21 protein-coding genes and 1 riboswitch are annotated in these 23,891 nt (G+C 38.3%); of the genes, 1 reads left to right on the plus strand and 20 read right to left on the minus strand.

What is annotated here, in order from left to right:
- Position 1: 1 nt before the first annotated feature.
- Positions 2-1,057 (minus strand): restriction endonuclease subunit S, encoded by a 1,056-nt coding sequence (locus FC89_RS12435; RefSeq protein WP_083485470.1) that lies wholly within the window; start codon positions 1,055-1,057, stop codon positions 2-4.
- 5 nt (positions 1,058-1,062) lie between these two features.
- Positions 1,063-2,034, minus strand: a complete 972-nt coding sequence (xerA, locus tag FC89_RS09935) for a site-specific tyrosine recombinase/integron integrase (protein WP_057872406.1) — start codon at positions 2,032-2,034, stop codon at positions 1,063-1,065.
- A gap of 168 nt (positions 2,035-2,202) precedes the next feature.
- Between xerA and FC89_RS09940 the strand changes: the two genes are divergently transcribed.
- Positions 2,203-2,697, plus strand: a complete 495-nt coding sequence (locus FC89_RS09940; RefSeq protein WP_235804417.1) for a restriction endonuclease subunit S domain-containing protein — start codon at positions 2,203-2,205, stop codon at positions 2,695-2,697.
- Here FC89_RS09940 and FC89_RS09945 read toward each other — a convergent pair.
- From FC89_RS09945 to FC89_RS10030, 18 genes are all read right to left on the minus strand, one after another.
- Positions 2,694-3,215 (minus strand): restriction endonuclease subunit S, encoded by a 522-nt coding sequence (locus FC89_RS09945; protein ID WP_057872408.1) that lies wholly within the window; start codon positions 3,213-3,215, stop codon positions 2,694-2,696. The two genes, FC89_RS09940 and FC89_RS09945, sit on opposite strands and share 4 nt — an antisense overlap.
- The gene (locus FC89_RS09950; RefSeq protein WP_057872409.1) at positions 3,205-4,737 is read right to left on the minus strand and encodes a class I SAM-dependent DNA methyltransferase; all 1,533 of its coding nucleotides are present in this window, start codon (positions 4,735-4,737) and stop codon (positions 3,205-3,207) included. The genes FC89_RS09945 and FC89_RS09950 overlap by 11 nt, the downstream gene beginning before the upstream one ends.
- Positions 4,738-5,239: 502 nt before the next feature.
- On the minus strand, positions 5,240-6,118 hold the full coding sequence (locus tag FC89_RS09955) for a restriction endonuclease (RefSeq protein ID WP_057872410.1): 879 nt from the start codon (positions 6,116-6,118) through the stop codon (positions 5,240-5,242).
- Between the two features lie 350 nt (positions 6,119-6,468).
- Positions 6,469-7,842: a 23S rRNA (uracil(1939)-C(5))-methyltransferase RlmD gene (gene rlmD, locus FC89_RS09960; RefSeq protein ID WP_057872411.1), complete on the minus strand. Its 1,374-nt coding sequence runs from the start codon at positions 7,840-7,842 to the stop codon at positions 6,469-6,471.
- Between the two features lie 115 nt (positions 7,843-7,957).
- Positions 7,958-8,998 (minus strand): diacylglycerol kinase, encoded by a 1,041-nt coding sequence (locus FC89_RS09965; protein ID WP_057872412.1) that lies wholly within the window; start codon positions 8,996-8,998, stop codon positions 7,958-7,960.
- Positions 8,999-9,034: 36 nt separating this feature from the next.
- Positions 9,035-10,465: an Asp-tRNA(Asn)/Glu-tRNA(Gln) amidotransferase subunit GatB gene (gene gatB, locus FC89_RS09970; protein ID WP_057872413.1), complete on the minus strand. Its 1,431-nt coding sequence runs from the start codon at positions 10,463-10,465 to the stop codon at positions 9,035-9,037.
- Positions 10,465-11,928, minus strand: coding sequence for an Asp-tRNA(Asn)/Glu-tRNA(Gln) amidotransferase subunit GatA (gatA, locus tag FC89_RS09975; protein WP_057872414.1), 1,464 nt, complete (start codon positions 11,926-11,928; stop codon positions 10,465-10,467). Before gatA ends, gatB begins: the two co-directional genes overlap by 1 nt.
- A gap of 3 nt (positions 11,929-11,931) precedes the next feature.
- Complete coding sequence (gene gatC / locus FC89_RS09980; RefSeq protein WP_057872415.1) at positions 11,932-12,234, minus strand: Asp-tRNA(Asn)/Glu-tRNA(Gln) amidotransferase subunit GatC; 303 nt, start codon at positions 12,232-12,234, stop codon at positions 11,932-11,934.
- A gap of 89 nt (positions 12,235-12,323) precedes the next feature.
- Positions 12,324-13,463, minus strand: a complete 1,140-nt coding sequence (locus FC89_RS09985; protein ID WP_057872416.1) for a CamS family sex pheromone protein — start codon at positions 13,461-13,463, stop codon at positions 12,324-12,326.
- Positions 13,464-13,466: 3 nt separating this feature from the next.
- Positions 13,467-15,467 (minus strand): NAD-dependent DNA ligase LigA, encoded by a 2,001-nt coding sequence (gene ligA, locus FC89_RS09990; RefSeq protein ID WP_057872417.1) that lies wholly within the window; start codon positions 15,465-15,467, stop codon positions 13,467-13,469.
- A gap of 20 nt (positions 15,468-15,487) precedes the next feature.
- On the minus strand, positions 15,488-17,746 hold the full coding sequence (pcrA, locus tag FC89_RS09995; protein WP_057872418.1) for a DNA helicase PcrA: 2,259 nt from the start codon (positions 17,744-17,746) through the stop codon (positions 15,488-15,490).
- A gap of 92 nt (positions 17,747-17,838) precedes the next feature.
- Positions 17,839-18,987, minus strand: coding sequence for an ATP-grasp domain-containing protein (locus tag FC89_RS10000; RefSeq protein WP_057872419.1), 1,149 nt, complete (start codon positions 18,985-18,987; stop codon positions 17,839-17,841).
- A gap of 195 nt (positions 18,988-19,182) precedes the next feature.
- Positions 19,183-20,484: a nucleobase:cation symporter-2 family protein gene (locus FC89_RS10005; protein WP_057872420.1), complete on the minus strand. Its 1,302-nt coding sequence runs from the start codon at positions 20,482-20,484 to the stop codon at positions 19,183-19,185.
- Positions 20,477-21,064, minus strand: coding sequence for a xanthine phosphoribosyltransferase (locus tag FC89_RS10010; RefSeq protein WP_057872421.1), 588 nt, complete (start codon positions 21,062-21,064; stop codon positions 20,477-20,479). Before FC89_RS10010 ends, FC89_RS10005 begins: the two co-directional genes overlap by 8 nt.
- A gap of 62 nt (positions 21,065-21,126) precedes the next feature.
- Positions 21,127-21,226: riboswitch (purine riboswitch) on the minus strand.
- A 38-nt stretch (positions 21,227-21,264) separates the two neighbouring features.
- Positions 21,265-21,930: a glycoside hydrolase family 73 protein gene (locus tag FC89_RS10015; protein WP_057872422.1), complete on the minus strand. Its 666-nt coding sequence runs from the start codon at positions 21,928-21,930 to the stop codon at positions 21,265-21,267.
- 15 nt (positions 21,931-21,945) lie between these two features.
- The gene (locus FC89_RS10020) at positions 21,946-22,536 is read right to left on the minus strand and encodes an ECF transporter S component (protein WP_057872423.1); all 591 of its coding nucleotides are present in this window, start codon (positions 22,534-22,536) and stop codon (positions 21,946-21,948) included.
- A gap of 134 nt (positions 22,537-22,670) precedes the next feature.
- A complete protein-coding gene (locus FC89_RS10025; RefSeq protein WP_057872424.1) occupies positions 22,671-23,108 on the minus strand; it encodes a MarR family winged helix-turn-helix transcriptional regulator in 438 nt (145 codons plus the stop codon).
- A 570-nt stretch (positions 23,109-23,678) separates the two neighbouring features.
- Positions 23,679-23,888 (minus strand): cation transporter, encoded by a 210-nt coding sequence (locus FC89_RS10030; protein WP_057872425.1) that lies wholly within the window; start codon positions 23,886-23,888, stop codon positions 23,679-23,681.
- Between the last annotated feature and the right edge of the window lie 3 nt (positions 23,889-23,891).

Genomic DNA, 23,891 nt, shown 5'->3' on the forward strand with positions numbered 1-23,891 from the left:
CCTAGAAAAATCGATTTAGTAAAATCGATTTTAAGGTATTCAATTTCTTATTTTCACTGTTATTTTGAAAAATCTTTTTAAATAGAGGTTCAATAGATATATTGAAATTCTTAACATCAATATTATTAAAACGAGGAACTAACAGATTTCCAATATGTTTGGGATAAATGTGTGGTTGTGCTGATCCAGTTTGAGAGTCAAATATTTGTTTCTGACTATTTTTTAGCAAAAGATACCAAAAATAAATATCATTAGTAATTGATTCATCAATATATGAAGAATCAGAAGACCATACCTCTTCACCCCATAGTTGGATATATCCAGCGTTTGCCCCTGACGAGGATATTGTGATTACAGGCGCCATAGTATTTGATTGGTTGTGATAGGCTGCGGGATGTAAACCACCTGCTACAACAGGTATATCTCCTGCAATTACATCACTTTTTAATAAGGCTTTACCTCTTTTAGGCAATAGATAATCTGAAACATGCAAGCTCCCATAATTATTAAAGTTCTTTTTAAACATATTCATTGCAATCTCCAATAAATTATCATTTATCTTCTTATTAAGGTTTATTTTGTCATCTATTATTTTGAGTCTATAAGCTATTATTTTCTGATCACTTAAACTAGGAATATCGCACTCATAAGATAAAACAGCTTCTTTTTGAACCCGTTGCCGTCCTGAGGTGCCAGTCATCGAATTAATAGTGACCTTCCTAAATCTATTAGATATAGACAAATAGTATAGATAATATGGATCCATTTTATTAGTCAATGGTCGAAGAACGTAGTATTCAGTAGACCCAAATGCAACTTCATTCTTCTTTAACATATTTACAAATGCAGTTTTTCCATTTTCTAAACTTGGAGTTATTCTCACCAAAAGTGTATCGTTATTTCGAAATTTTGCACCACCAGAATACTCTTCATATTTCCAAGAAAAAATATCTCTTGTGTGCGTTTCAATATCTTCTAAGGCAATCTTTCTCGCTTGAATTCCTTTTTTTAATGTCTCTCTTGGATTTAATTTTATAAAATCTTTTAATCGTGCCATTGGATTCACCCTATATACTTTCTATGTGCTATTTTTACATTTTGCTGTTTAACCATTGCGTAATGCAAAGTTGTGTCAATTCGTTTATGTCCTAGCAATTGTTGTAACTGTTCAATCGGCATCCCCTTATCAATCGCTGTTGTTGCTAAGGTTCTTCTAAATTTATGCGGATAAACGTGTGCAATGCCAACTTTTTCACCTAATAATTTCAATCGTGATTCAACACCACCAATTGTCAAACGACTATGCTCACCTTTTAGTGACACAAATAATGCTGCATTACTATCTGTTCGTTTTCTTAAATACTTCTGTAAGTGCAATTTTGCTCGGGCATCAAAATATGCAATCCGCTCTTTGCTACCCTTACCAAAAACGATACATTCACGTTCTTGAAAGTTAATATCTTCGCGGTTAAGTAAAACCAATTCTCCAACCCGCATTCCAGTAGAAGCTAAAAAATCTATCAGTGTAAGATCTCTTATATTCGTACAACTATCCCTTAACTTCTCTAATTCTTCATCAGAATAAGTCTCTTTCACCGTTGTCGATACCTTAACTTTATGAATCCTTCTAACAGGACTTTTGATGATATAATCTTCATCTTCCAACCAATTAAAGAAACTAGATAAAATTCGTCGAATATTGTCAATTGTCACTTTACTAGAATTACGTGTTCGCTGATAATCCATTAAATAATTTCGTAACTCATCAGTCACTACTTCTCGTGCATCTTTCTTTATTTCTTTAAAAGCCTTTGTAATTGTTACTTTATAGTACTTCAAGGACTTCTCAGAACATCCCTCGGCTCGCTTTGAAGCAAAATATTTATCCAATAATTCAATATTAGTAATAGAAGATGCTACTTCATCTTTGTTCGTTATTAAGGAAGTAACTACCTCTTTAAGTTTTACCAACTGTTTATTATTGAGATATGACAACATTTCTTGAATAACTTTATCCGCTTCTAATTTTTGCATATATTTTCTCCATTTTTTAAGAAAATATTACACTAGAAGGAGCTATTAAGGAAGATAAATGATAATTTAGACGAGTTACAAACAACCATTTTTGAAGAAAAAGTAAATGATAAAAATTTCAAAGAAACAAATCTAACAGCTATTGCTACTTTCAAGAATGGTTTAGCGATGCAAAAATACAGACCGATAAATAATAAAAAAAGTTTACCAGTTCTCAAAATAAGAGAACTAAGCCAAGGCTACACTGATAATTCATCTGACAGATGCTCGTCAAATATTGATAAAGATGTAATTATAAATACAGGAGATATAATTTTTTCATGGTCTGGGACCCTTCTTGTAAAAAATTGGACTGGTGAGATTGCTGGACTAAACCAACATCTATTTAAGGTTACATCAAATAAATATCCAGCATGGTTCATCTATGAGTGGACAAAACATCATCTACGTAAATTTCAGTCAATTGCTGCAGGAAAAGCAACTACTATGGGTCATATTAAGAGAAGCGATCTTAAAAACTCAATAGCTTTTATACCAAATGATACCTATTTAAGTAAGTTGAATAATTTAATGGAACCTATCTACAGTAAACGATTAGAGGTTATTAGGGAGAATCAACAGCTAAATAATCTTAAACAAACACTGTTACAAAAATATTTTTAAACCACTAAATTATCATTTATTTGTTGATTTGCTTCTATCTTCTCGTCAATTACTTTAATCTTAGATGATATTTCAGATTGCACTGACAAATCAGGTAAAGCTATTTCAATAAGATCGAATGTTTCCCTAGTAATTGTGTCAAATACTGACCCATGAACTTTCTGTTTTATCTCCTCAATATTTTTATATAGCCAATAGTAAAGGTAATCGGAATTAACTTTTTTTGTATCTGTTCTAATATCATAAATTGATTGGTTAAATGCCATTCCAGATTTAACCATCAACAACTTACCAACGGTCCCTCTTGAAGATATTAATATGTCATTTTCTTTTGTTAGATTAGCAGAACTATTATTAAGACCCTTTTCAGAAATATAATTGGTAAAAGAATTTGTCTTTTTAGCATTAAAATCTTTAATTGTTATCCATGGAATACTGCCATTCCAATATTCTTTAACTTTTTTCTTAGGAGTACCCCCACTTATTATTGTAGAAATATCTGAAAGCCTATATTTCATACCCTAACTCCTTCAACACATCCTTAATCTCTGCCTGTAATTTATTGCTTTCTTCAAACTGCTCTTTCAATTCACTAGTTAGCTGTTTCATTTTAACTTCATACGGAATACCATCATCCTCTTGCTTGGCTAGCCCCACATATCGACCAGGCGTTAAGACATAATCATTTTTTGCAATTTCATCTAATTTAGCTACCTTACAAAAACCGGCAACATCTTTATATTCTTGCTCATTAGTTCCACGATAAGCATGATAAGTATCAGCCACCTTCTTAATATCGTCTTTGGAGAATTCCCGGTGAGTCCGATCAACCATTTCACCCAAATTACGGGCATCAATAAAGAGCGTTTCTTCTGTCCGCATTCTTTCATCTGCTGACTTCTTATTCATGTCAACAAACCACAAAGAAACTGGAATACCAGTGGAATAAAACATTTTTTCAGGAAGGGCAACGATAGCATCAATCTTATCATCTTCTAAAATAGCTTTTCGAATTGCATATTCCTCTTTTGTAGAAGTTGATAAAGCACCATTAGCCAATACGAATCCAGCTTTCCCATCTGGTGCTAATTTACTAATAATATGTTCAATCCATGCATAATTAGCATTTCGCACAGGAGGTACTCCATATTTCCACCGAGCATCTTCTCTTAATTTGTCACCATTCCAGTTTTTTACATTAAATGGTGGATTAGCTAATATGAAGTCGAAGCGTTCGCCCTTATGCAGATCATTAGTGAAGGTATCGCCTTGATGAGGACCCAAATTATTATCAATACCACGAATAGCTAAGTTCATCTTAGCTAATTTCCACGTAGTTGGGTTAGACTCTTCACCATAAACTGATAAATCACCAATCTTTCCCTGATGCTCTTTTACAAATTTATCGGACTGAACAAACATACCACCCGAACCACAACAAGGGTCATAAATTCTTCCCTTATATGGTTCAATCATTTCAACAAGGGTTCGAACAATGGAACGTGGTGTATAGAATTCACCACCTTTTTTTCCTTCTTTAGAAGCGAACTCGTTAAGAAAGTATTCGTAAACGCGTCCAAGAATATCTGAACGTTTAGCATGTTCATCCCCCAAATTAATATCAGAAATTAAATCAACCACTTCACCCAAACGAGATTTATCTAAATCTGGAGAAGAATAATTTTTACTAAGTACACCGAGCAAAGAGTCATTACTTTTTTCAGTTGCATCCATTGCCTCATCAATAATTTCACCAATTTGTGGTGTTTTTGCTGATTTTTGAATTAACTCCCACCGAGCTTCTTTTGGCACCCAAAAGATATTTTCTGAGAGATACATATCTGGATCCTCAGCATCCTCTGGGTAATCGGTTTTTAGCAACTGATCATGTCGCGTTTCAAACGAATCTGAAACATATTTAAGAAATATCAACCCTAAAACCACATTACGATACTCTGAAGCATCCATACTCCCTCGCAACGCATCTGCTGTTTTCCATAATTTATCTTCAATACTTAATTCCTTGGACTTCGTCGGCATTCCTGTAAACCCCTTTTAATCTTTTACTACTTCCATAATATCGCTGATGTCACAATTTAATGCTTTATAAAACTTAAGTAGTATGTAACATTACTATCTTTTTCAAGCTCAACAATTGATGCAAAGCTAATTCTGCTTTTTCTCTATCCACAATCTATTAATAATTTCCAAGATTCATTATAGCTAAAATGCATCTTTCGGCCTCTTAATAGGACCTAATACTTAACAATTTAATAATACAACATTTTTTATCTGAATTAAGAAATAATTATTTACACATGCAATTTTTTGCAAAATTAAAACCCATGTCCGCAAAATCGGAACCATCCTTCTGACATTGGTGGAACATAAAGCCACTACCATTTTTTTATTTTATACGCTAAAGGACATGGCATCCTATGTTACGATTTAAGTGCCTAAACCCAATCGAAAGAAGGAAAAACCATGTCCAAATTAAAATACTTAATTCCTTGTTTATATGTATCAATGCCTTATCAAACTTTTAGTCCTTATCTAAATAAAAACTCTTCAGCCGGTATGTTGTAACTGGCTCAACGTAGTAATTATACTTAGCCACCAAGTCACAAATCTGATCACCATTAATTAAAGTAATGATCCGTGTACCCTGACGCGCTGTTCTAACCGCTTCTCGAGTAAAGTCAGAATTGGTAATAAAAATACCAAATTCAGCGTTGTACTTATCCATCGCACCCCGAAACTTGTCGATTTCTGGAGCTGATACTTTTCCTTGCCAGCGTTTAGCCTGTAGCGCTACCCTAGTGGTCCGGTAATCGTCAGAACGAACGTAACCAAATCCATCTAATCCGCCATCAGCAACATACTGGATACCAATAGTATCATCAACATCAACACCCATTTTAGTAAGTAAGCCACGGCAAAACAATTCGAATTTTTTTGGATTCATTTTTAGCAAAACATCAAGTAATTGTTGACGCCATGGTTCTTCTACTTCTTCGGTTTCATCATCGGTATCATTTTGAATTGGTACTTTATTTTGTTTTTGTTCAGCTAACATTTTCTCAACAATCGGACGAACATCCCTTGCCCCATCAAATTGTGATAAATCCACATTTCGACCCTTTTCTGATAGTTCTACGGTATGATTATCATTAGTCTGAATATAGCCCGTCATTATTAAATACTTGACCGCATAGTTTAGAGTCCAAGCAAAGGGACTGTACTGATTACCAGTTTTCCTTGAAACTTTGATCTTATCTACTATTTTTTCAGAAATAGTATCTGAATTATCATGAATGTCTTGCCTAATGTCCTTTCTCGTGACTTCACCACCTAACCGGTGCATTGCCTTTAAAACTTCATTCATCGTAATATTTTCAATCTCAATTTGCTGATTTGCCATTTCATTCTCCCATCCCAATTAAATTTATTGTCTTTCTTTAAGTAAAGATTGAGTGTACTAATGTCCCCAATAAACTCTTGACTTTTACCAAAAAAACCTTTTACCATTATACTTAACTTACAGCTCAACCTTTAACTCTATAGTCTCCTATTTTACACATATTATAAATTTAATTATATCAGTCATTCTAATTTTTTTCATTACCTAATTAACTCAATTATCCTAATATAGTACACTCGCAGACTCACCCCCCTGCTAAAAACGCAAAAAAGTGTACTCTTTCCAATCATTAAAAAGGAAGAAGTACACTTTCTATCATTGTTAAATACCGTTACGACGCAGTTTTTAGACTATTTTTCTGTACGTTCCAACACCGTCACGCTCTCCACATGATTCGTCTGTGGGAACTGATCAAACGGCTGAATTGGTCCCGTCACTTGATAGCCATTTTCGGTTAAAAATTGTAAATCACGAACTAGCGTTGCCGGATTGCAGCTGACGTACACGATTTTTTTTGGCGCCAACGTCAGCGTATTCTCCAAAACTTTTGTCTCCAATCCTTTACGCGGCGGATCAAAAACAACGATATCTGGCTTTAAACCAGCACTCGCCCATTTGCCAAATTGTTCTTCAGCCGCGGCAACTTTAAATTCAGCATTGGTAATTCCATTTAAAACAGCATTTTGCTTGGCATCTTTAATCGCATCAGCAACAATTTCGACACCATAAACTTGTTTGGCCTTTTTCGCTAAACTCAGTGAAATCGTGCCGATCCCGCAATAAGCATCAATTACGGTTTCTTTGCCGCTCAATTGAGCAGCTTCAGCGACATACTGATAAATTTTTTCAGTTTGCAATGAATTAACTTGGAAAAATGAGCGCGGTGAAATCGCAAACTTGATGCCGTTCAATTGATCTTCAATTTGTGGTTTACCAGCCAATAACTTTTCCTGTTTGCCCATAATTACATTAGTTTTGTCAGCATTAATATTCTGATAAACACTAACTACATCTTGACAGTGACTCATGATTTGCTGTGCCAGCTGAGTGCCAGCCGGCAATTTGCGCGAACGAGTCACCAAAGTCACCATGACCTGCCCACTATAATGTCCACGCCGAATAACAATATGGCGGATAACTCCACTATGTTGGCGTTCATTATACGCTGGAACTTCAAACTCACGCAAAACTGCTTGAACAGCTTCCAATACCTGATCAATCCGCGGATCTTGAATCAAGAAATCATGCATTGGCACAAACTGATGACTTCGCTGGCGGAAAAAGCCCGTTTCCAATTGACCATTGACCATCCGCACTGGAATCTGGGCTTTATTACGATAATGCAACGGTTCAGCCATTCCTCGCGTTGATGCTACCGCGATTTGATCTAGATGCGCTTTATGCAGCAGTTCTTCAATCTGCTGCTGTTTGAAACGCAATTGAGCCTCATATTTCAAATGCTGCAAAGGTGCAATTCCCGTTTGCAGATAGGCTGATTCTGAATCTAATTGGCGATCCGGACTATCATTATAACGTTTAATTACCTTGGCAAAACCGTAATTACGACTTGCTTTCATCACGTGAGCTAAAATTTTTTCACTTGGCAAGGCATCATCAATAAATAATGGATAATGATCGACCTTGGCGACCCCACGTCCTTGATAACTGAGGTCTTCAACGGTGACCTCAAGTTCTTGATTCTTTTGTACCGGAGTATTTTTCATTTTTTTCCTACTTTCTTTTTTTGCTAAGAAGGGCTGTGACAAAGGTTTTATTTGTCACAGCCCCTCAGACTTACTTTAAGCTCGCTGATTAAATTGTAGTTTGCACTAATTAAAACTAATCTTCAGTTTTACTGTCTGCCTGCTTGGTTTGTTTAAGTTCTTGTCCAGTCAGATCTTCAACTTCTTCTACAAAATGCTGGCTTGCTGTTAACTCTGCCGGTGTTTGTTCCGAGCTGATCGCTCCATCGGGCAGTTGATCAGTATTGGCAAACATTTCAATGTGTTGCTTCAAATCATGGAAAACCATTGGTGCATCTCCACCATATTCTCCATCAATGTTGATCATCATTTTTTCATCAACTGGGCGGGCAATCAGCTTAGAAGTTTTGACATATAAAATCCGTGGATCTTTCACATGCTTGCCACCATTGAGCACCATTGTAATCAATTGCAAGATTTCCATTAAATTGCTGGTTTTTACCACAATTAAAGTAAACTTGCCGTCATCCAAAGATGCGTCTGGAACCAATTGCTCAAATCCACCAACTGAATTAGTCAGTGCTAAGAAAAACATTGAAGCTCGACCATTAAAAACGCCGCCATCATATTCTAAATGCATCTTAATTGGTTTAATTTGCGGCAATAATTCTGCACCCTTGAACAAATAAGCCAAATAACCGAATAATGATTTAAACTCTGATGGAACACCATAAGTCAATTCCGTCAACAACCCACCTCCAGCAATGTTGACAAAATATTTATCATTGGCTTGGCCAATATCCATCTTGATCGTCTTGCCTTTAGCAATTACTTTGGCTGCCGCGATCGGATCATCACGCGGAATTTTCAAAGCTCGCGCATAATCATTAGTCGTACCGGCAGGAATAATCCCCATTTTAGGGCGATGCTTCAACGGAGCAATTCCGTTTACAACTTCATTGATCGTTCCATCACCGCCAGCCGCAATGACCAAATTAAAACCGGCTTGACCAACCCGCAACGCTTCATTTCGAGCCGAATTCGGCTCCGGCGTTGTTTGAAAAGCACTGGTTTCGTAACCAGCTCGTTCAAGGATATTCAAAATATAAACTAAATCATTTTTCATTGCTTCCCTACCGGAAGTTGGATTGTAAATAATCCGGCAACGCTTTTGCATTTGTCTTTCTCCTTCAACCCGCTTGAACTTAATTAATTATCTTGCTTTTAAACTAGCAATTAATAACTTGTTGACAACTTTCGGATTGGCCTTGCCATGAGTCTGTTTCATGATCTGACCAACCAAGAACCCGATTGCACGATCTTTACCATTTTTAAAATCATCAATTGATTTTTGATTGCCATCCAATACCTGATCGATAATCGGCTGTAAAACAGCTGGATCAGATAACTGTACCAAGCCCTTGCTTTCGACCCAAGCTTTTGGCTCACTGCCGTTAGTGATAATTTCCTTAAAGACTTTTTTGGCAATCTTAGAAGAAATCGTTTCATTCTCAATCAATTTAATCATGGTTGCCAAATTAACTGGTGTCAGCGCCGTTTCCGGCAAGTCAATCTGCTTAGCATTCAAGTAAGCATTAACTTCACCCATCAGCCAGTTGGCAGCTAATTTAGGATCAGCTCCTTGTGCTACTGCAGCTTCAAAGAAATCTGACATTTCCTTAGTCTGAGTCAGCACACCGGCATCATACTCCGGTAAGCCCCAATCATTAACATAACGTGCGCGACGGTTTTCCGGCATTTCTGGAAGTGACTGGCGTACTTCTTCGAGCCACTCATCTGAAATGTGTACCGGCGGCAAATCTGGTTCTGGGAAATAGCGATAATCACTGGCACCCTCTTTGACACGCATCAAAATTGTTTCACCAGACGCTTCATCAAAGCGCCGCGTTTCCTGCTGGACCTTGCCACCAGCCATTAAAACTCGTTGCTGGCGTTTAGATTCATAATGTGCACCTTTACGTACATGCTCAAATGAATTCAAGTTCTTCATTTCAGTTCTGATTCCTAATTTATCAGCACCAATCGGTCGAACCGAAACATTAACATCAGCACGCATCGAACCTTCTTCCATTTTAACATCGGAAATTCCGGTAAATTGAATTACCTGACGCAGCTTAACCAGATAAGCATAGGCCTCTTCAGCTGAAGAAATTTCTGGTTTAGAAACAATTTCAATCAAAGGAGTTCCCTGCCGGTTCAAATCAACATAGGAATATCCATCAGGATTATGCGTGTTTTTACCAGCATCTTCTTCGACGTGCATCTCTTCGATTCCAACTTTTTTCTTCTTACCATCAACTTCGATTTCAAGCCAGCCATGACGGCCAATCGGCGTATCTGACTGTGTGATCTGATAAGCTTTAGGATTATCTGGATAAAAATAGTTTTTCCGATTGAAAATCATATCACGGGTTACCGTACAATGCAAAGCTAATGCCGCCCGCATCCCAAATTCAATAACTCTCTTATTAACAGTCGGCAAGGCTCCTGGATAGCCCCAATCAACAACGTTAGTGTTGGTATTGGGTGCTGAACCGTATTTAACTGGTGCTGGCGAAAATGCCTTAGAATTTGTTTTCATTTCAACATGGACTTCTAGCCCAATCGTTGTCTCAAAATTCATTAATTCTGACCCCCAATCGCTGGAATTTCTTTATGAAAATCAGTTGCCTGTTCGAATGCGTAGCCGGCACGATACATCGTATTTTCCGCAAAACGGTTAGCGATCAACTGCAACCCAATCGGCAAACCATCAGCAAAACCAGCTGGCAAGGACATTCCCGGCAAACCAGCCAAGTTAACGGGAATTGTCAAAATATCATTCATATACATCGTAATCGGATCATCAATATCTTCACCAATTCCAAAAGCTGTTGTCGGAGCGGTCGGTCCCAAGATCAAATCATAATCAGCAAAGACCTTGGCAAAGTCCTGACAAATCAAAGTCCGAACCTGGGCTGCTTTTTTGAAGAATGCATCATAAGTTCCGGCTGACAAGGAGAATGTTCCCAACATGATCCGCCGTTTAACTTCGTCGCCAAAAGCTTCAGAACGCGATTTGACATAAACATCTTCTAGATTTTTAACATCCTGTGCACGATAACCATAACGAATACCATCAAAACGCTGTAAGTTCGAGCTGGCTTCAGAAGAAGCAATAATGTAGTAAACCGGAACACCATATTTACTATGCGGCAAACTAACCTCATCAACGGTTGCTCCTAATTTTTCAAACGTACTGATTGCCTGCTTAATTGCTGCTTTAACTGGCTCAGCAATTCCTTCACCAAGGTATTCTTTAGGAACGGCGATCTTCATATTCTTAATATTGCCATCTAATCCTGCCGCAAAGTCAGGGACTTTTTGGTTTGAACTAGTTGAGTCATGCGGATCAAGTCCACTGATAGCATTTAACAACAAAGCATTATCTTTAACATTGCGCGTAAATGGTCCAATCTGATCTAAGCTGGACGCAAAAGCAATTAAGCCGTAACGGGAAACGCGGCCATAAGTTGGCTTAACTCCGACAATTCCGTTAAAAGCTGCCGGCTGCCGAATCGAACCACCGGTATCAGAACCTAATGCAGCCAAAACTTCACCACCGGCTACCGCTGCAGCTGAACCACCAGAAGAACCACCGGGAACTTTAGTTTGATCCCAAGCATTTTTGGTTATCTGAAATGCTGAGTTTTCGGTTGAACCGCCCATCGCAAATTCATCCAGATTAGTCTTACCGATCGTAACTGCCTGCTGAGCCGCCAATTTTTCCATTACGGTTGCATCATAAATCGGCTGAAAGTTTTCCAAAATTTTGCTGGCAGCCGTTGTCCGTAAATTTTTGGTAACGATATTATCTTTGATTGCCAATGGAATACCAGCCAAAATATTAGCCGGATCGATTCCCTGCTGATCGAGTTTTGCAGCCTGATCCAAAGCAGCCTGTTCATTTAGTGTTAAAAAAGCTGCTAATTTTTGATCGCGTTCTTTGATCGTTGTCAATGTTTCTTTGACCAAGTCAGTCACACTGACTTCTTTTTTGACCAGCAAGTCATGCAAACTTGCTAAATCCTGCTTAAAGTAATCCATTACTTATGCTTCCCCGCTTTCATCGATAATTGCTGGTACTTTGATGTAACCATCCTGACTGTCAGGTACATTTTTCATCAGTAAATCACGGTCAACACCCGGTTGAGCAGTATCGGGACGCAAGACATTTTTGGCGTCGGTAACATGCGATGTAACCGGAACATCAGTCGTATCGACCTCACTTAGTTGTTGTACCATCTTAATGATTTCATCCATTTGTCCAGTGAATTTTTGGAGCTCTGTTTCGGAAAAAGCGAGTTTTGCTAAGCCCGCAACGTGTTTAACTTCCTCTGCATTAATTGCCATTTCTACTCCTTCTTTCCCTACGATAATTTTATTCTAGCATAAGTTTTTAACTTACTGACCACTAACTGAAAAAGTCTTTGTTTTTTTTATCAATAACTACCAAAAACATGAGTATAGTAAGTACTTTGTTTGGCTGTTTTAGCCAAGAAGCTTTGGATATCACCATCACTGCCTTTTACGGTAATATCAATCGGAATCCCACTTGGCAGGTAATTGCGAGCGGCGGTTGCTAAATACTGCGTAAAAGCGGTAATTTCAGTTTCACTGTAAAATTGAGTGGTAATGTTGATATGCATCCCTTGCAGCTGTTTACCATTATATTCTGCCTGTGCGGTCACCCCAGCTAAATTAGGGAAGAAGTTTTGAACTTGCTTCTTGAAACTTTCAAAAGAAGTTTCATCGTTATCATTAGGCAGTGATGAATTGGCCGTTGTTGGCAAAACATAACTCTTCGTATCCAAATTTTGCCACGAATTAATAGTACTGCCGCTTTTAACATAGGTATATGAATAAAACGATCCGCCAACCAGACTATCATTGCCAGCTTGTTGGAACATGGCAATCATAATCGGAACATTATTCCCGACTTTACCGCTTGATCGCAGCCGTTGCAAAACTTTGACTGCTGCCTGTCGGCCTTCTGCAATCATTTTATCTTGCGGAATATTGGTCGTAAAGGTAGCACCATACTGTTCCTTTTGATAATAGTCTTTTCGATTCATACCGATTCCAATCGTAATTCCTGACAAAACAAGCTTGCCATTTTCCTGTTTCATATAATCCTGTTCTTCTAATTGCTGAACATAAATTGGATTACGTTTGTTTGGATCAGTCTGACCATTATCTTCAGGATTAAGTCCTAAACTATTTGATTTAGACTGCCGATCCAACCATTTTTCAACAGTAGCTGATGATAATAACTGACCTTCACGGAAAACATAATCTTTGGGTGAATATTTAGTTTTAGATAGCTGGGTCAAACCATTTTCAAAACTCTTTAGATTCAATAAATTATCTGAGTTCTGCGAAATGCCCACTCCGCGTGCTTTGCTGGTCAGATATCGGCCATTGCTAATTACATTTTGATACTGATCGCTATTAGAGCTGCCTGTGATTTGATATCCGCTTGAACTGCTTTTACTGCTGCTGCTGTTATTTGCCGATTTACTACTGCAGCCAGCCAGCAAAAGTGCCAGCACCGCTCCGATAAGAATCCCGGTTTTTTTCACTTTTTATGCCTCCATTAATTCGATAAACCTTGCTTCGTCAATTATCTGTACCGCTAGCGATTCAGCCTTAGTCAATTTACTGCCAGCATCTTGACCAACAACTAACAAATCAGTTTTAGCCGATACATTGCCGGTAACTTGAGCACCATGATTTTCCAACCATTCTTTGGCTGCTGAACGCGTTAATTGCTGCAATTTACCGGTCAACACCACGCGCTTTCCGGTAAAAAAGTTAGCTTGCGTTGCGACAGGTGCAGCTCGCAGATACTTAAAGTTAACTCCCACACTACGAAGTTCTTCAATCAGCTGCTGGACTTCTTGATTAGCGAAATACGTTACCACACTTTGGGCAATTACCGGCCCAATTGAAGCAATTTCCGCAATTTCTGTTTCGGTCGCTTTCATTAGGTTATCAATACTGCCAAAATGTTCCAAAAGCAGTTTGGCTGCTTTGCTGCCAACATGACGAATTCCCAAACCAAATAATAATCTTTCCGCCGAATTTTGCCGGCTGGTTTCGATTGCCGCCAATAAATTCTGTGTTGATTTTTCTTTAAATTTATCAAGTTGTAATAATTCGGCTGCGGTTAAACGATATAAATCAGCAACATCAGCCACCAGCTTTTTTTGGTATAGCTGCTCAACAATTCTTGGTCCCAACCCGGCAATTTCCATTGCATTGCGAGAAGCAAAATGAATGATGCTTTCTTTAATTAAAGCTGGACATTTCGGATTAATGCAGCGTAAGGCAACTTCTTCGTCTAAATGAACCAATTCAGCCTGACAAATCGGACAGCGCTGTAATATTTCCGTTGGCTGTAATTGCTCCGGCCGTTTGCTTAATACTACCTCAGAAATTTCGGGAATAATATCACCAGCCTTATGCAACTTGACGGTATCACCAACCCGAATATCTTTTTCCAGCAAATAATCTGGATTATGCAGCGATGCCCGGCTAACCGTAGTGCCAGCTAAACGAACCGGATCCATCACCGCGGTGGGAGTTACAACTCCAGTGCGACCAACAGTCCATTCGATCTGGCGAACGATCGTTTCTTGTTCATCTGGGGGAAACTTGTACGCAATTGCCCAGCGCGGTGCTTTGACAGTATTGCCAACTTGTTGGTGAACTGCCAGAGAATTGGCTTTTAAGACAATCCCATCAATATCATATGGCAAAGTCGGCCGTTTAGATTGATATTCATTTAAGTAAGCATTAATTTGAGCATGCGTTTGCGCTACCCGCGACTCGGGATTAACTTTAAATCCCCAAGCTGACAATTGAGAAATTACTTCACTTTGTGTTTTTAAGCCAAAATTTTCCGGCTGCATTAGATAATAGATAAAGGTACTTAAATGACGCCGGGCTGTAATCCGTGAATCAAGCTGGCGCAGACTGCCAGCCGCAGCATTTCGTGGATTAGCAAAAATTGGCTGGCCGGCTTCTTCTCGCTGCTGATTCAACCTGACAAACGCTTTTTTTGGCATATAACATTCACCGCGAACTTCAAGTGAAACGGGTTCTGTTAACCGTAATGGAATTGATTTGATCGTTTTTAAATTGTTAGTAATATCTTCGCCAATGATTCCGTTACCGCGAGTTGAACCTTCTACAAAAACCCCATCACGATAGATCAGCGAAATTGCCAAACCGTCAATTTTTAACTCACAATTATATTCCAGAGCATCTTCCGTTTGTTGCTGCAAACGCTGATCAAATTCAAACAATTCTGCTGGTGAAAAAACATCCCCGAGCGATAACATTGGTATTTCATGGGTTTTCTTTTGAAAACTGGTCAAAACCTGCCCGCCGACTCGCTGCGTAGGTGAGTCAGGAGTTATCAGTTGCGGAAAAGTTTTTTCCAGCTGTTGCAGCTGCTGATACTTTTGATCATAAACTTGATCAGCAACGCTTGGAGCATCTTCAACATAATATTGCTGGCTCCAAAGATTCAGCTGCTTTTTCAATTGGTCAATTTGTTTAGCTGCTGTAGCTTTATCCATCTGATTTCCTCCCTGCCTTCTCAATCTTGTTTTTTAGTTATCGGCGCAAAAGCAGCTAACAGTCGTTTAATTCCTTTGCCGGTAAAAGCAATATCTAATTCTAAATCCTCACCAGTTCCATTAACCTTGACAATCGTTCCGGTTCCCCAAGCTTTATGCCAGACCTTGTCGCCGATTTGCCAACTGTTTCTTTCAGCTCCAGTTCCTTGAGTGACCGGTTGAGCTGTTTGCCGCGGTCCATTGGCAAAAGTTTTCCCTGATGAAATTGAATTTTTCTTATTCGTCATATGTGAACGTTGCGTCCAAGAAGAAATTGTTGTCGCAGTTGCCTGCTGATTTTCACTGATGAGTAATTCCGGTTCGATTTCTTTAATAAATCGTGAAACCGGATTGGTCTGTTGGCGGCCATACAGCATTCGCGCAAGCGCGTTGGTCAAAAAGAGCTCTTTTTTAGCCCGCGTAATTCCTACATATGCCAAGCGCCGTTCTTCTTCCAATTCATTTTCGTTGAATGAAGCACGACCTAACGGGAAAATGCCTTCTTCCAATCCGACTAAAAAGACTACTGGAAACTCTAGCCCCTTAGCCGCATGCAAAGTCAACAAAGCAACTTCATCACTATTTTCAGCAAGTGAATCTTGATCTGACATTAAAGCCAAATCAGCCAAGAAATCAACAAACTGATCACTTTCTTCGGTTTCCGGCTGCCAATGCTGATCAAATTGCTGAGTTACCGACAAGAACTCGTCCAAGTTTTCCAACCGACTTTGATTTTCCAAATTTCGGGTAGCTTTTAAAGCTGCTCGATAACCGCTATGATCCAAAATTGCTTCCGTTAATTCAGTAACATTAACCTCTTGCTGTAACTGATGCAATTGATTGATCATCGTTGCAAATTTGACCAATTCACGCGCAGCTTTTCCAGAAATATTGGCTAGAGTCGGATTCTGAGCCGCCTCTAGTAATGAAATCTGTTGTTGTGCCGCCAAATCTGCTAATTTTTCAAGGCTGGTGTTGCCAATTCCTCGTTTTGGTTCATTCACAATCCGATTAAAGCTTAGCGAATCTGCCGGGTTGGTAACCAACTGCAAGTATGCTAAAACATCCAGAATCTCCTTGCGATCATAAAATTTATGTGCTCCGACAATTCGATAAGGAATATTCGACTTAATGAAAGCTTCTTCAATCGTTCGTGATTGTGCGTTAGTTCGATATAGTACGGCAAAATCTGAATAATGAAAAGCTTGTTGTTGTTTTAACTGCTGAATTTGTCGAATTACAAAATAAGCTTCGTCATTAGCTGTCTGTGCTCGATAATAGTGGATTCGATCGCCTTCGTTATTTTCAGTCCATAATTTTTTAGCCTTCCGGTTAATGTTATTTTTAATAACGTCATTAGCGGCCTGTAAAATCACCTTAGTCGAACGATAGTTTTGTTCTAGCTTAACAACCCGCGCATTAGGGTAATCCTTCTCAAAATCCAAAATATTACGCATATCAGCCCCGCGCCAACCATAGATACTCTGGTCAGCATCACCAACTACACATAAATTGTGGGAACCAGCAGCTAATTTGGTAACTAGTTCATATTGTGCCTGATTAGTATCTTGATATTCATCGACATGTAAGTATAAAAATTTTCGTTGATAATATTGTAAAATTTCTGGTTCTTGATCAAATAATTGTAGAGTCAGCATAATTAAGTCATCAAAATCAACTGCCTGATTTTGTTCTAAGCCTTGTTGATACAGTTGATATGCTTGAGCAGCCGTTTTATCAAAAACACTTGTCGCCTGCTTAGCAAATTCTTTTGGGGTCAACAATTGATTTTTAGCCTGTGAAACAACTCCCAACAAAGCGCGGGGATCAAACTTCTTTGAATCAAGATTCAATTCAGCCAGTACCCGCTTCATCAAAGTTCGCTGTTCACTTGTCCCGACAATTGTAAAAGCCCGCTGGTAACCCAACTTATCAATATCGCGGCGCAAAATCCTGACACATAAAGCATGAAAAGTTGATACCCAAACGTCTTGAGCAGCATCACCCAACAATTGGCTGACACGCTCACGCATTTCACGTGCAGCTTTATTGGTAAAAGTAATTGCCAAGATATTCCATGGATTAACTCCAATCGCCTCGATCAAATAAGCGACTCGATGCGTCAAAACCCGCGTCTTGCCACTACCAGCCCCCGCGATCACCAACAGCGGCCCTTCTGTCTGGCGTACTGCCTCTTGTTGTTTGTCATTTAATCCGCTCAATAGTTCTGTGGCTTCCAAAATCTTCAATCCTCTCTTGAATCCAATCAATTCCCATTATAACAAAATTAAAAGCAAGCTTCTTTAAAAAAAGATGAAGCTTGCCGATAAAATTAGTTATTTTTTGTTGCACCGCTGTCTTGCCAAATTCCGGTAGCATCGATCTGCTGCTGCAGCTCCAACAAATTATTACCAGAAACCAGTAAGTACCCGACTGTTTGTTGCTGTGCCATCTTGGGATAACGATAAAAACGATAATGCCAGTTGGTCTTTAAGACCCACTGCGTTCGCAAAGCTTCCAAGTCAGCTGTCTGCAGCTTGACCATGATTGTCGGCTGTAACAAATCAGCCGGTTCCAACGGCATTTTAGCCAAAGCTTTGATATGCTGTTCAAACATCGAAACATTTGCCCCGCGATCAAATACATATCCGGTTGGGTGCAAAGTCGGAACAATCTTCTTAACGTAAATAGCTCCACTTTCGGTAATAAAAAAGGCAATTTCCAATGCCCCGACATAATGCAGATTTTTAGCAATTTCATTGGCTAATTTATTAATTTCCGCTTTAACTGCTGAATCAAACTCACCACCAACACTGGTTTCAAATAACCGTCGCTGGCGATAATGATTTTCGACCAAAGGAAACGGCTGCAGGTTTCCCTGATCATCTTTGACCACTAGCGCTGAAATTTCATATTTAAATGGAATCCACGCTTCTAGTACAAACGTACCACGATCAATAAAATCAGCACAACGAGCTATGTCACTTTGCTTGGCAATCAGCTGTTGGTACCTATGACCAAATTCCTTTTGAATCGGCTTGATGATGCATGGATACCCAATTGAACTGACTGCTTGGTAAACGTCATCCAAGCTGACAATTGTCGCATAAGGAGCAATATTAATATTCAATTGTTCCAAAAATGCCCGCTCTAATAAACGATCTTGTGCGATTTCCAAAGCATCTTTTCCTTGCGGGACCCGTGTAAAACGTTGTAGGAAACCAATAATTTCAGCTGGAATTTGATCCGAAACATAAGTAACCACGGCACATCTTTCAGCAAAATCTTGTAATTTTCCACGATCTTGATAAGAACCGATGATTCCCAAGTCAGCTTCTTGGACAGTCGGCGATCCCTCATTGGAACTATAGGCTATGACTTTAAAGCCCATTTTTTTTGCAGTTTCAGCTAACATGATTCCATTGGGGCTTTCACCAATTATTCCAAGGGTATCTCCTGGAAATAATATCTCATTAGTCATATTTTCACTACTTTCTATCTTACTAAAACATCAAATCAATCATTGTTTGTTTTCAAAATCATTTTAACATAAGAATGCAATTTGATTATTTAATATTTCTCAAAAACTGAAAATCCTTTTTGACAAAAAATATTCAAAAAAAGAGCACTGGATTTTATCCAGGCCCGCAAATTATTTAACCGCCCGCTTGAACAGTTACTTCTGTTCAGTCAAGCCAGCCTTACCCTTTAAAATCACATTCAGCAATACTGACGACAAACTAGCCACAACAATTCCGTTGCCCAAGAAAAGCTGTGCTGTTCGCGGTAAAAATTCAAATAAAGTCGGATAAACCGAAACACCTAATCCCAGCCCCAAAGAAACGGCTACAATCAGCATATTACGTTGATCACTAAAGTCAACTTGAAAAAGCATTCGAATTCCTTGAACACTGATCATCGAAAACATTACCAACATTGCTCCGCCTAAAACTGATGTCGGAATAATTGTTGCAAAAGCGCCAATTTTCGGAATTAATCCCATCAGCATCAGTAAACCAGCTGACCAATAAATCGGCCGCTTAGTTTTAATGCCGGATAATTGCAGCAAACCAACATTTTGAGAAAAGGTCGTATATGGAAAAGTATTAAAGATACCACCCAGAATTTGCGCCAATCCTTCTGCTCGATAGCCGCGTTTCAAGTCTTCAGCGGCAATATCTTGTTTTAAAATACCACCTAAAGCGAAAAAAACGCCGGTTGATTCAACCATCGAAACCAAGGCAATGATAATCATTGTAATTGAAGATGACCATTCAAATTGCGGTAAACCAAAGTAAAAAGGTTGGGGAAAATGAAACCAGCGAGCCTGAGCAATTGGTGCTAACGAAACAGTTCCCATCGCCAAAGCAATGATTGTTCCAGCTGCCAAACCAATCAAAACCGCAATTGAACTTAGAAAGCCTCTGCCCCAACGTTGTACGGCCACAATTATAATAACTGTCAAGAAGCTTAAGAACAGATCATTCAAACTGCCAAAACTTTTAACAGTGGCATCGCCACCGCCCATATTTTGTACGGCAATTGGAATCAGCGTCAGACCGATCACAGTGATCAGTGTTCCAGTAACTACTGGCGGGAAAAGCTTTTTAATCCGTGAAAACTGACCAGCTATCAAGAAAACAAAACATCCGGCAACAATAATTGCCCCATACATTGTTCCAATCGTAAATTGTTTGCCAATCATTTTTAACGGCTCAACAGCTTGGATTGCGCATCCTAAAACTACTGGCAGACCAATACCAAAATAACGATTTCGTAATAATTGCAATAAAGTAGCTAAACCACACATAAAAATATCAATCGATACTAAATAAGTCATCTGTTCGCTGTTAAATTTAAGTGCTGTTCCGATCAGTAATGGCACCGCAACCGCACCAGAATACATTGCCAGTAAATGCTGCAACCCTAACACAGCAGATTTGCCTTGTGAAACTTGTCGGTTAACTTCCTCAGCCATTATAATTTTCCCCCACAAAATGTACTTGATTATCTGCAAATGATGCAATCTTAGCCAGTGATTCTAAATGAATACCCTGATCTGTAATTCTTTTTGCTCCAGCTTGAAATGATTTCTCAATTGCAATTCCAACGCCAACAACTTGAGCGTTTGCTTGCTGACAAATTTTCAATAATCCATTAACAGCTTCGCCATTAGCTAAAAAATCATCAATAATCAAAACATGGTCACTAGCTGGTAAAAATTTGCTTTCAACCGTAATCGTATTCTCTATTTTTTTGGTATATGAGTAAACTTTTGCACTATATAACTCATTTGGCATCGTACTGCTTTTTTGTTTTCGTGCAAAAAGCACCGGAACATGCAGTAATAACCCAGTCATAATTGCCGGAGCAATCCCTGAAGATTCAACTGTTAAAATTTTAGTGATTTTTTGTTCACCAAATAGTTTCACAAACTCTTTGCCGATGTCTAACATTAAATCCGGATCAATTTGATGATTAAGAAATTGATTAACCTTTAACACATTTCCCGGTAAAACTAATCCTTCTTGTCTAATCCGTTCTTCCAATATCTTCACACTGACTCCGCTCCTTTAAAAAAATAAACAGCTTCTTTCACCATAAGTAAAAGAAGCTGCTGCTCCTAAATCGCTTTACTTATAGTCCAAAATTTACGGTTTTGGGTAGGAACTTGCCATCCATATCATGGCGATTATATAAGCAACAACATTGAGATTACCATACATTTATCAGAAACTCAACTTTCAATATTCGGTTTTTATTGTTTGTCATATTTATTTAGCTGATATTCTTGAATTAAATTAATCAATTTCTGAGCATATCCAGGATCAGTCGCATAACCATGCTGCTGCAATGCCTGCGCTGCCTGTTGATAATTTTGGGCGGTTAAAACTGCACGATAATGCTGATGATCCCAAGCAGTCCCGTTAACAAATAATTTAGTGTGTGCTGTAATTGAATCATTCCAGTTTTGATAAACAGCAAAACGGGCCGTAACTTTTATCCACTGACCATTAACATATTCGCTGGTCGTCAATAATTTAGAACCCGGTTGATCACTTTTGACTCCAAATAAATTATAATATTTGCTGGCCAGTTCGCTTTGACCCCAATCAGATTCCAAAGCAGCCTGCGCCAACGTGATGCTCGTCAATAAATGATATTGCTGCTGTTGCTGCTGAGCCGCCGGTAAAATTTTTTCAATAAACTGCCGTTTTTGTTGATCACTAATTTGTGAAGTCGTCGGTGTATTGCTTGACCATTTTCCAATCAAACTGAGTGTCAGCAAAAAAACTAACCCTCCCAGTAACAGTACCAGCAAGAAACTGCTGAGTCGCAATTTACCACGCTCAAACCAGAAACCGCTTTTACTGGAACGCCGCTTAACCTTGCGTCTGGGTTTACGTTTTTTTCTTGCTGTCATCTTTTCATCTCACAATCATGATTTTCGTTGGAAACGCAATAATAGCGGTTCACTGATCATCGGTGCGATAATTGCTGCAGCTATCGCTTCCGGTACTCCATTTGTCCCGATTACTGTCAACAAATACGGTAATAAAGCTTTCGTATCAATTTGATACAATATCTGTGATTTTGATTGGTAAAAAAGATAAATCTGACCTAGAACTAAAATAGTATTTGTTAATGACCCTAAAATAGCTGCCGGAATCATTGCTATCGCTTGGTGACGAACTTTATTTTTCAATAATTTGAAAACTTCACCAGCTACTACCCCGATCATCACTCGTGGCAAAATAGCTACTAACGGATTAACAAAAACGATTGTTGCCAACGGACTGGTTGGCCATACAAAAGCGCGAATAAAAGTTATCAGTCCCCAAATTCCGCCGACAATTGCTCCATCAAGCGGTCCTAAAATAAAAGCCGCTACGATTACCGTAATGTGAATTAAAGTTAAATCAAGCGGTCCCAACGGTATATACCCAACCAAAGGAACGAAATTTTGTACCAAAATAATTGCTGTAAAAAAAGCCAAGATTACTAGCCGTTTAGTTTTTTTAGATCGCACTGCCTGTCCACTCCCTCCAGAACTTGCTGGCGTTATTATAACATAATCTTTTATACAGGCAATGAAGTTTCTTATTTAATAAAAAAAGCCGACTGCTGTATTATCAGCAAATCGGTTTTAAAGTTTACTTAAATCTAAAGTTCGTCTAAACCTTCTTCAGAAACAATATCAGTTGTCTGACGTAATACTCGTTTAAAAATTGCTAAATCCTTAGGAGCGATTTCATCTTCCAAGCGGGTTTCCAAGCGCTGCCAGAATTCCTCATTTGTTTCCAGCATCTGACGATACTTATCAGTTACCAATAAATGAGTAACTCGACGGTCAACATCATCAAGCCGTTTTTCGATCAAGCCCATCTTCATCAACTTTTTAATATGGTAATTGGTATTAGGAGTTGACTGATCCAGCAATCTGGAAATCATTCCAATTGTTGGTTCCTTAAGCTGATAGATCGCTTCCAAATAATAAACATCAATAGCACCTAAGCGCTCAAAATCGGGATCATTTTGTCGATGTTCATATAGGCGTAAGATTTGGGTTAAGTTAGTTAAAGATTTTTGAAGTGTGATCAATTTTCTGCCTCCGAACATTTAAAATAATTTATATATAGCATAGACTACCATAATATACTAAAATAAATTGTAGTTGTCAAGTTTTAAAACAAAAGCACAACTTTTTGTTATAGCTTTTATATGTATATTTTACACTAACCAACTGAAAATATCTAAAAATAAGCCTTGCAGATTAAAAAAGCCGATTATCTGATTCTATAACGCTGCCTTGCAACATTATTACAATATTTAATTATCGTAAATTTGTTTTATTAAGCCAAACTGGCTTGTTGGTTTTAATTAAAAACAAAATAGTTTTTTAAGCTGTTTATTAATTAAAATTTGGTATAAGATAAAGCAAATCTTATTAGTCAGCAATATTCACTAAAATTTTTTCTAGTTTTAAAAACAAATATTATTCTTTTTTTAATTCTGTATGTTTAGTATATATAAAAAAATAGGTTGAAGCAAAAAAAACGGCTCCCCTCAACCTAACTTTTTAAATAATTAATTAATTAAAATTGATTCTGGACTGTTATCGCGTTCAATTAACCCTTAAGAGACGAATTGTTACAATTTCAAGTCAATTCACTAATCAATAATCTTTTCTGCGTGATAATGAGTCCCAGCTAAAGCAGTATTTAATTCTGCTAAACTGGCATGACCATTAAATACTGCCTGTTTGTCAGCCAAACTAACTTTGACATCACTAACTCCAGCTAATTTTTGAAATGAATTCTGAACTTTATCAACGCATCCGCTGCACTTCATCCCTGAAATAACTACCTTTTCTTGTTCCATTTG

Source organism: Liquorilactobacillus ghanensis DSM 18630, assembly GCF_001435235.1.
In the GTDB taxonomy this organism is placed as follows: Bacteria; Bacillota; Bacilli; order Lactobacillales; family Lactobacillaceae; genus Liquorilactobacillus; species Liquorilactobacillus ghanensis.

Coding starts and splice junctions, on each gene's coding strand:
- gatB (WP_057872413.1), bottom strand. CDS start 10,465: ATGAATTTTGAGACAACGATTGGGCTAGAAGTCCATGTTGAAATGAAA.
- FC89_RS10005 (WP_057872420.1), bottom strand. CDS start 20,484: ATGGCTGAGGAAGTTAACCGACAAGTTTCACAAGGCAAATCTGCTGTG.
- FC89_RS10000 (WP_057872419.1), bottom strand. CDS start 18,987: ATGACTAATGAGATATTATTTCCAGGAGATACCCTTGGAATAATTGGT.
- ligA (WP_057872417.1), bottom strand. CDS start 15,467: ATGGATAAAGCTACAGCAGCTAAACAAATTGACCAATTGAAAAAGCAG.
- FC89_RS09940 (WP_235804417.1), top strand. CDS start 2,203: ATGCAAAAATACAGACCGATAAATAATAAAAAAAGTTTACCAGTTCTC.
- FC89_RS10015 (WP_057872422.1), bottom strand. CDS start 21,930: ATGACAGCAAGAAAAAAACGTAAACCCAGACGCAAGGTTAAGCGGCGT.
- gatC (WP_057872415.1), bottom strand. CDS start 12,234: ATGGCAATTAATGCAGAGGAAGTTAAACACGTTGCGGGCTTAGCAAAA.
- FC89_RS09950 (WP_057872409.1), bottom strand. CDS start 4,737: ATGCCGACGAAGTCCAAGGAATTAAGTATTGAAGATAAATTATGGAAA.
- xerA (WP_057872406.1), bottom strand. CDS start 2,034: ATGCAAAAATTAGAAGCGGATAAAGTTATTCAAGAAATGTTGTCATAT.
- FC89_RS09965 (WP_057872412.1), bottom strand. CDS start 8,998: ATGCAAAAGCGTTGCCGGATTATTTACAATCCAACTTCCGGTAGGGAA.
- gatA (WP_057872414.1), bottom strand. CDS start 11,928: ATGGATTACTTTAAGCAGGATTTAGCAAGTTTGCATGACTTGCTGGTC.
- FC89_RS09955 (WP_057872410.1), bottom strand. CDS start 6,118: ATGGCAAATCAGCAAATTGAGATTGAAAATATTACGATGAATGAAGTT.
- FC89_RS09945 (WP_057872408.1), bottom strand. CDS start 3,215: ATGAAATATAGGCTTTCAGATATTTCTACAATAATAAGTGGGGGTACT.
- FC89_RS10030 (WP_057872425.1), bottom strand. CDS start 23,888: ATGGAACAAGAAAAGGTAGTTATTTCAGGGATGAAGTGCAGCGGATGC.
- FC89_RS12435 (WP_083485470.1), bottom strand. CDS start 1,057: ATGGCACGATTAAAAGATTTTATAAAATTAAATCCAAGAGAGACATTA.
- rlmD (WP_057872411.1), bottom strand. CDS start 7,842: ATGAAAAATACTCCGGTACAAAAGAATCAAGAACTTGAGGTCACCGTT.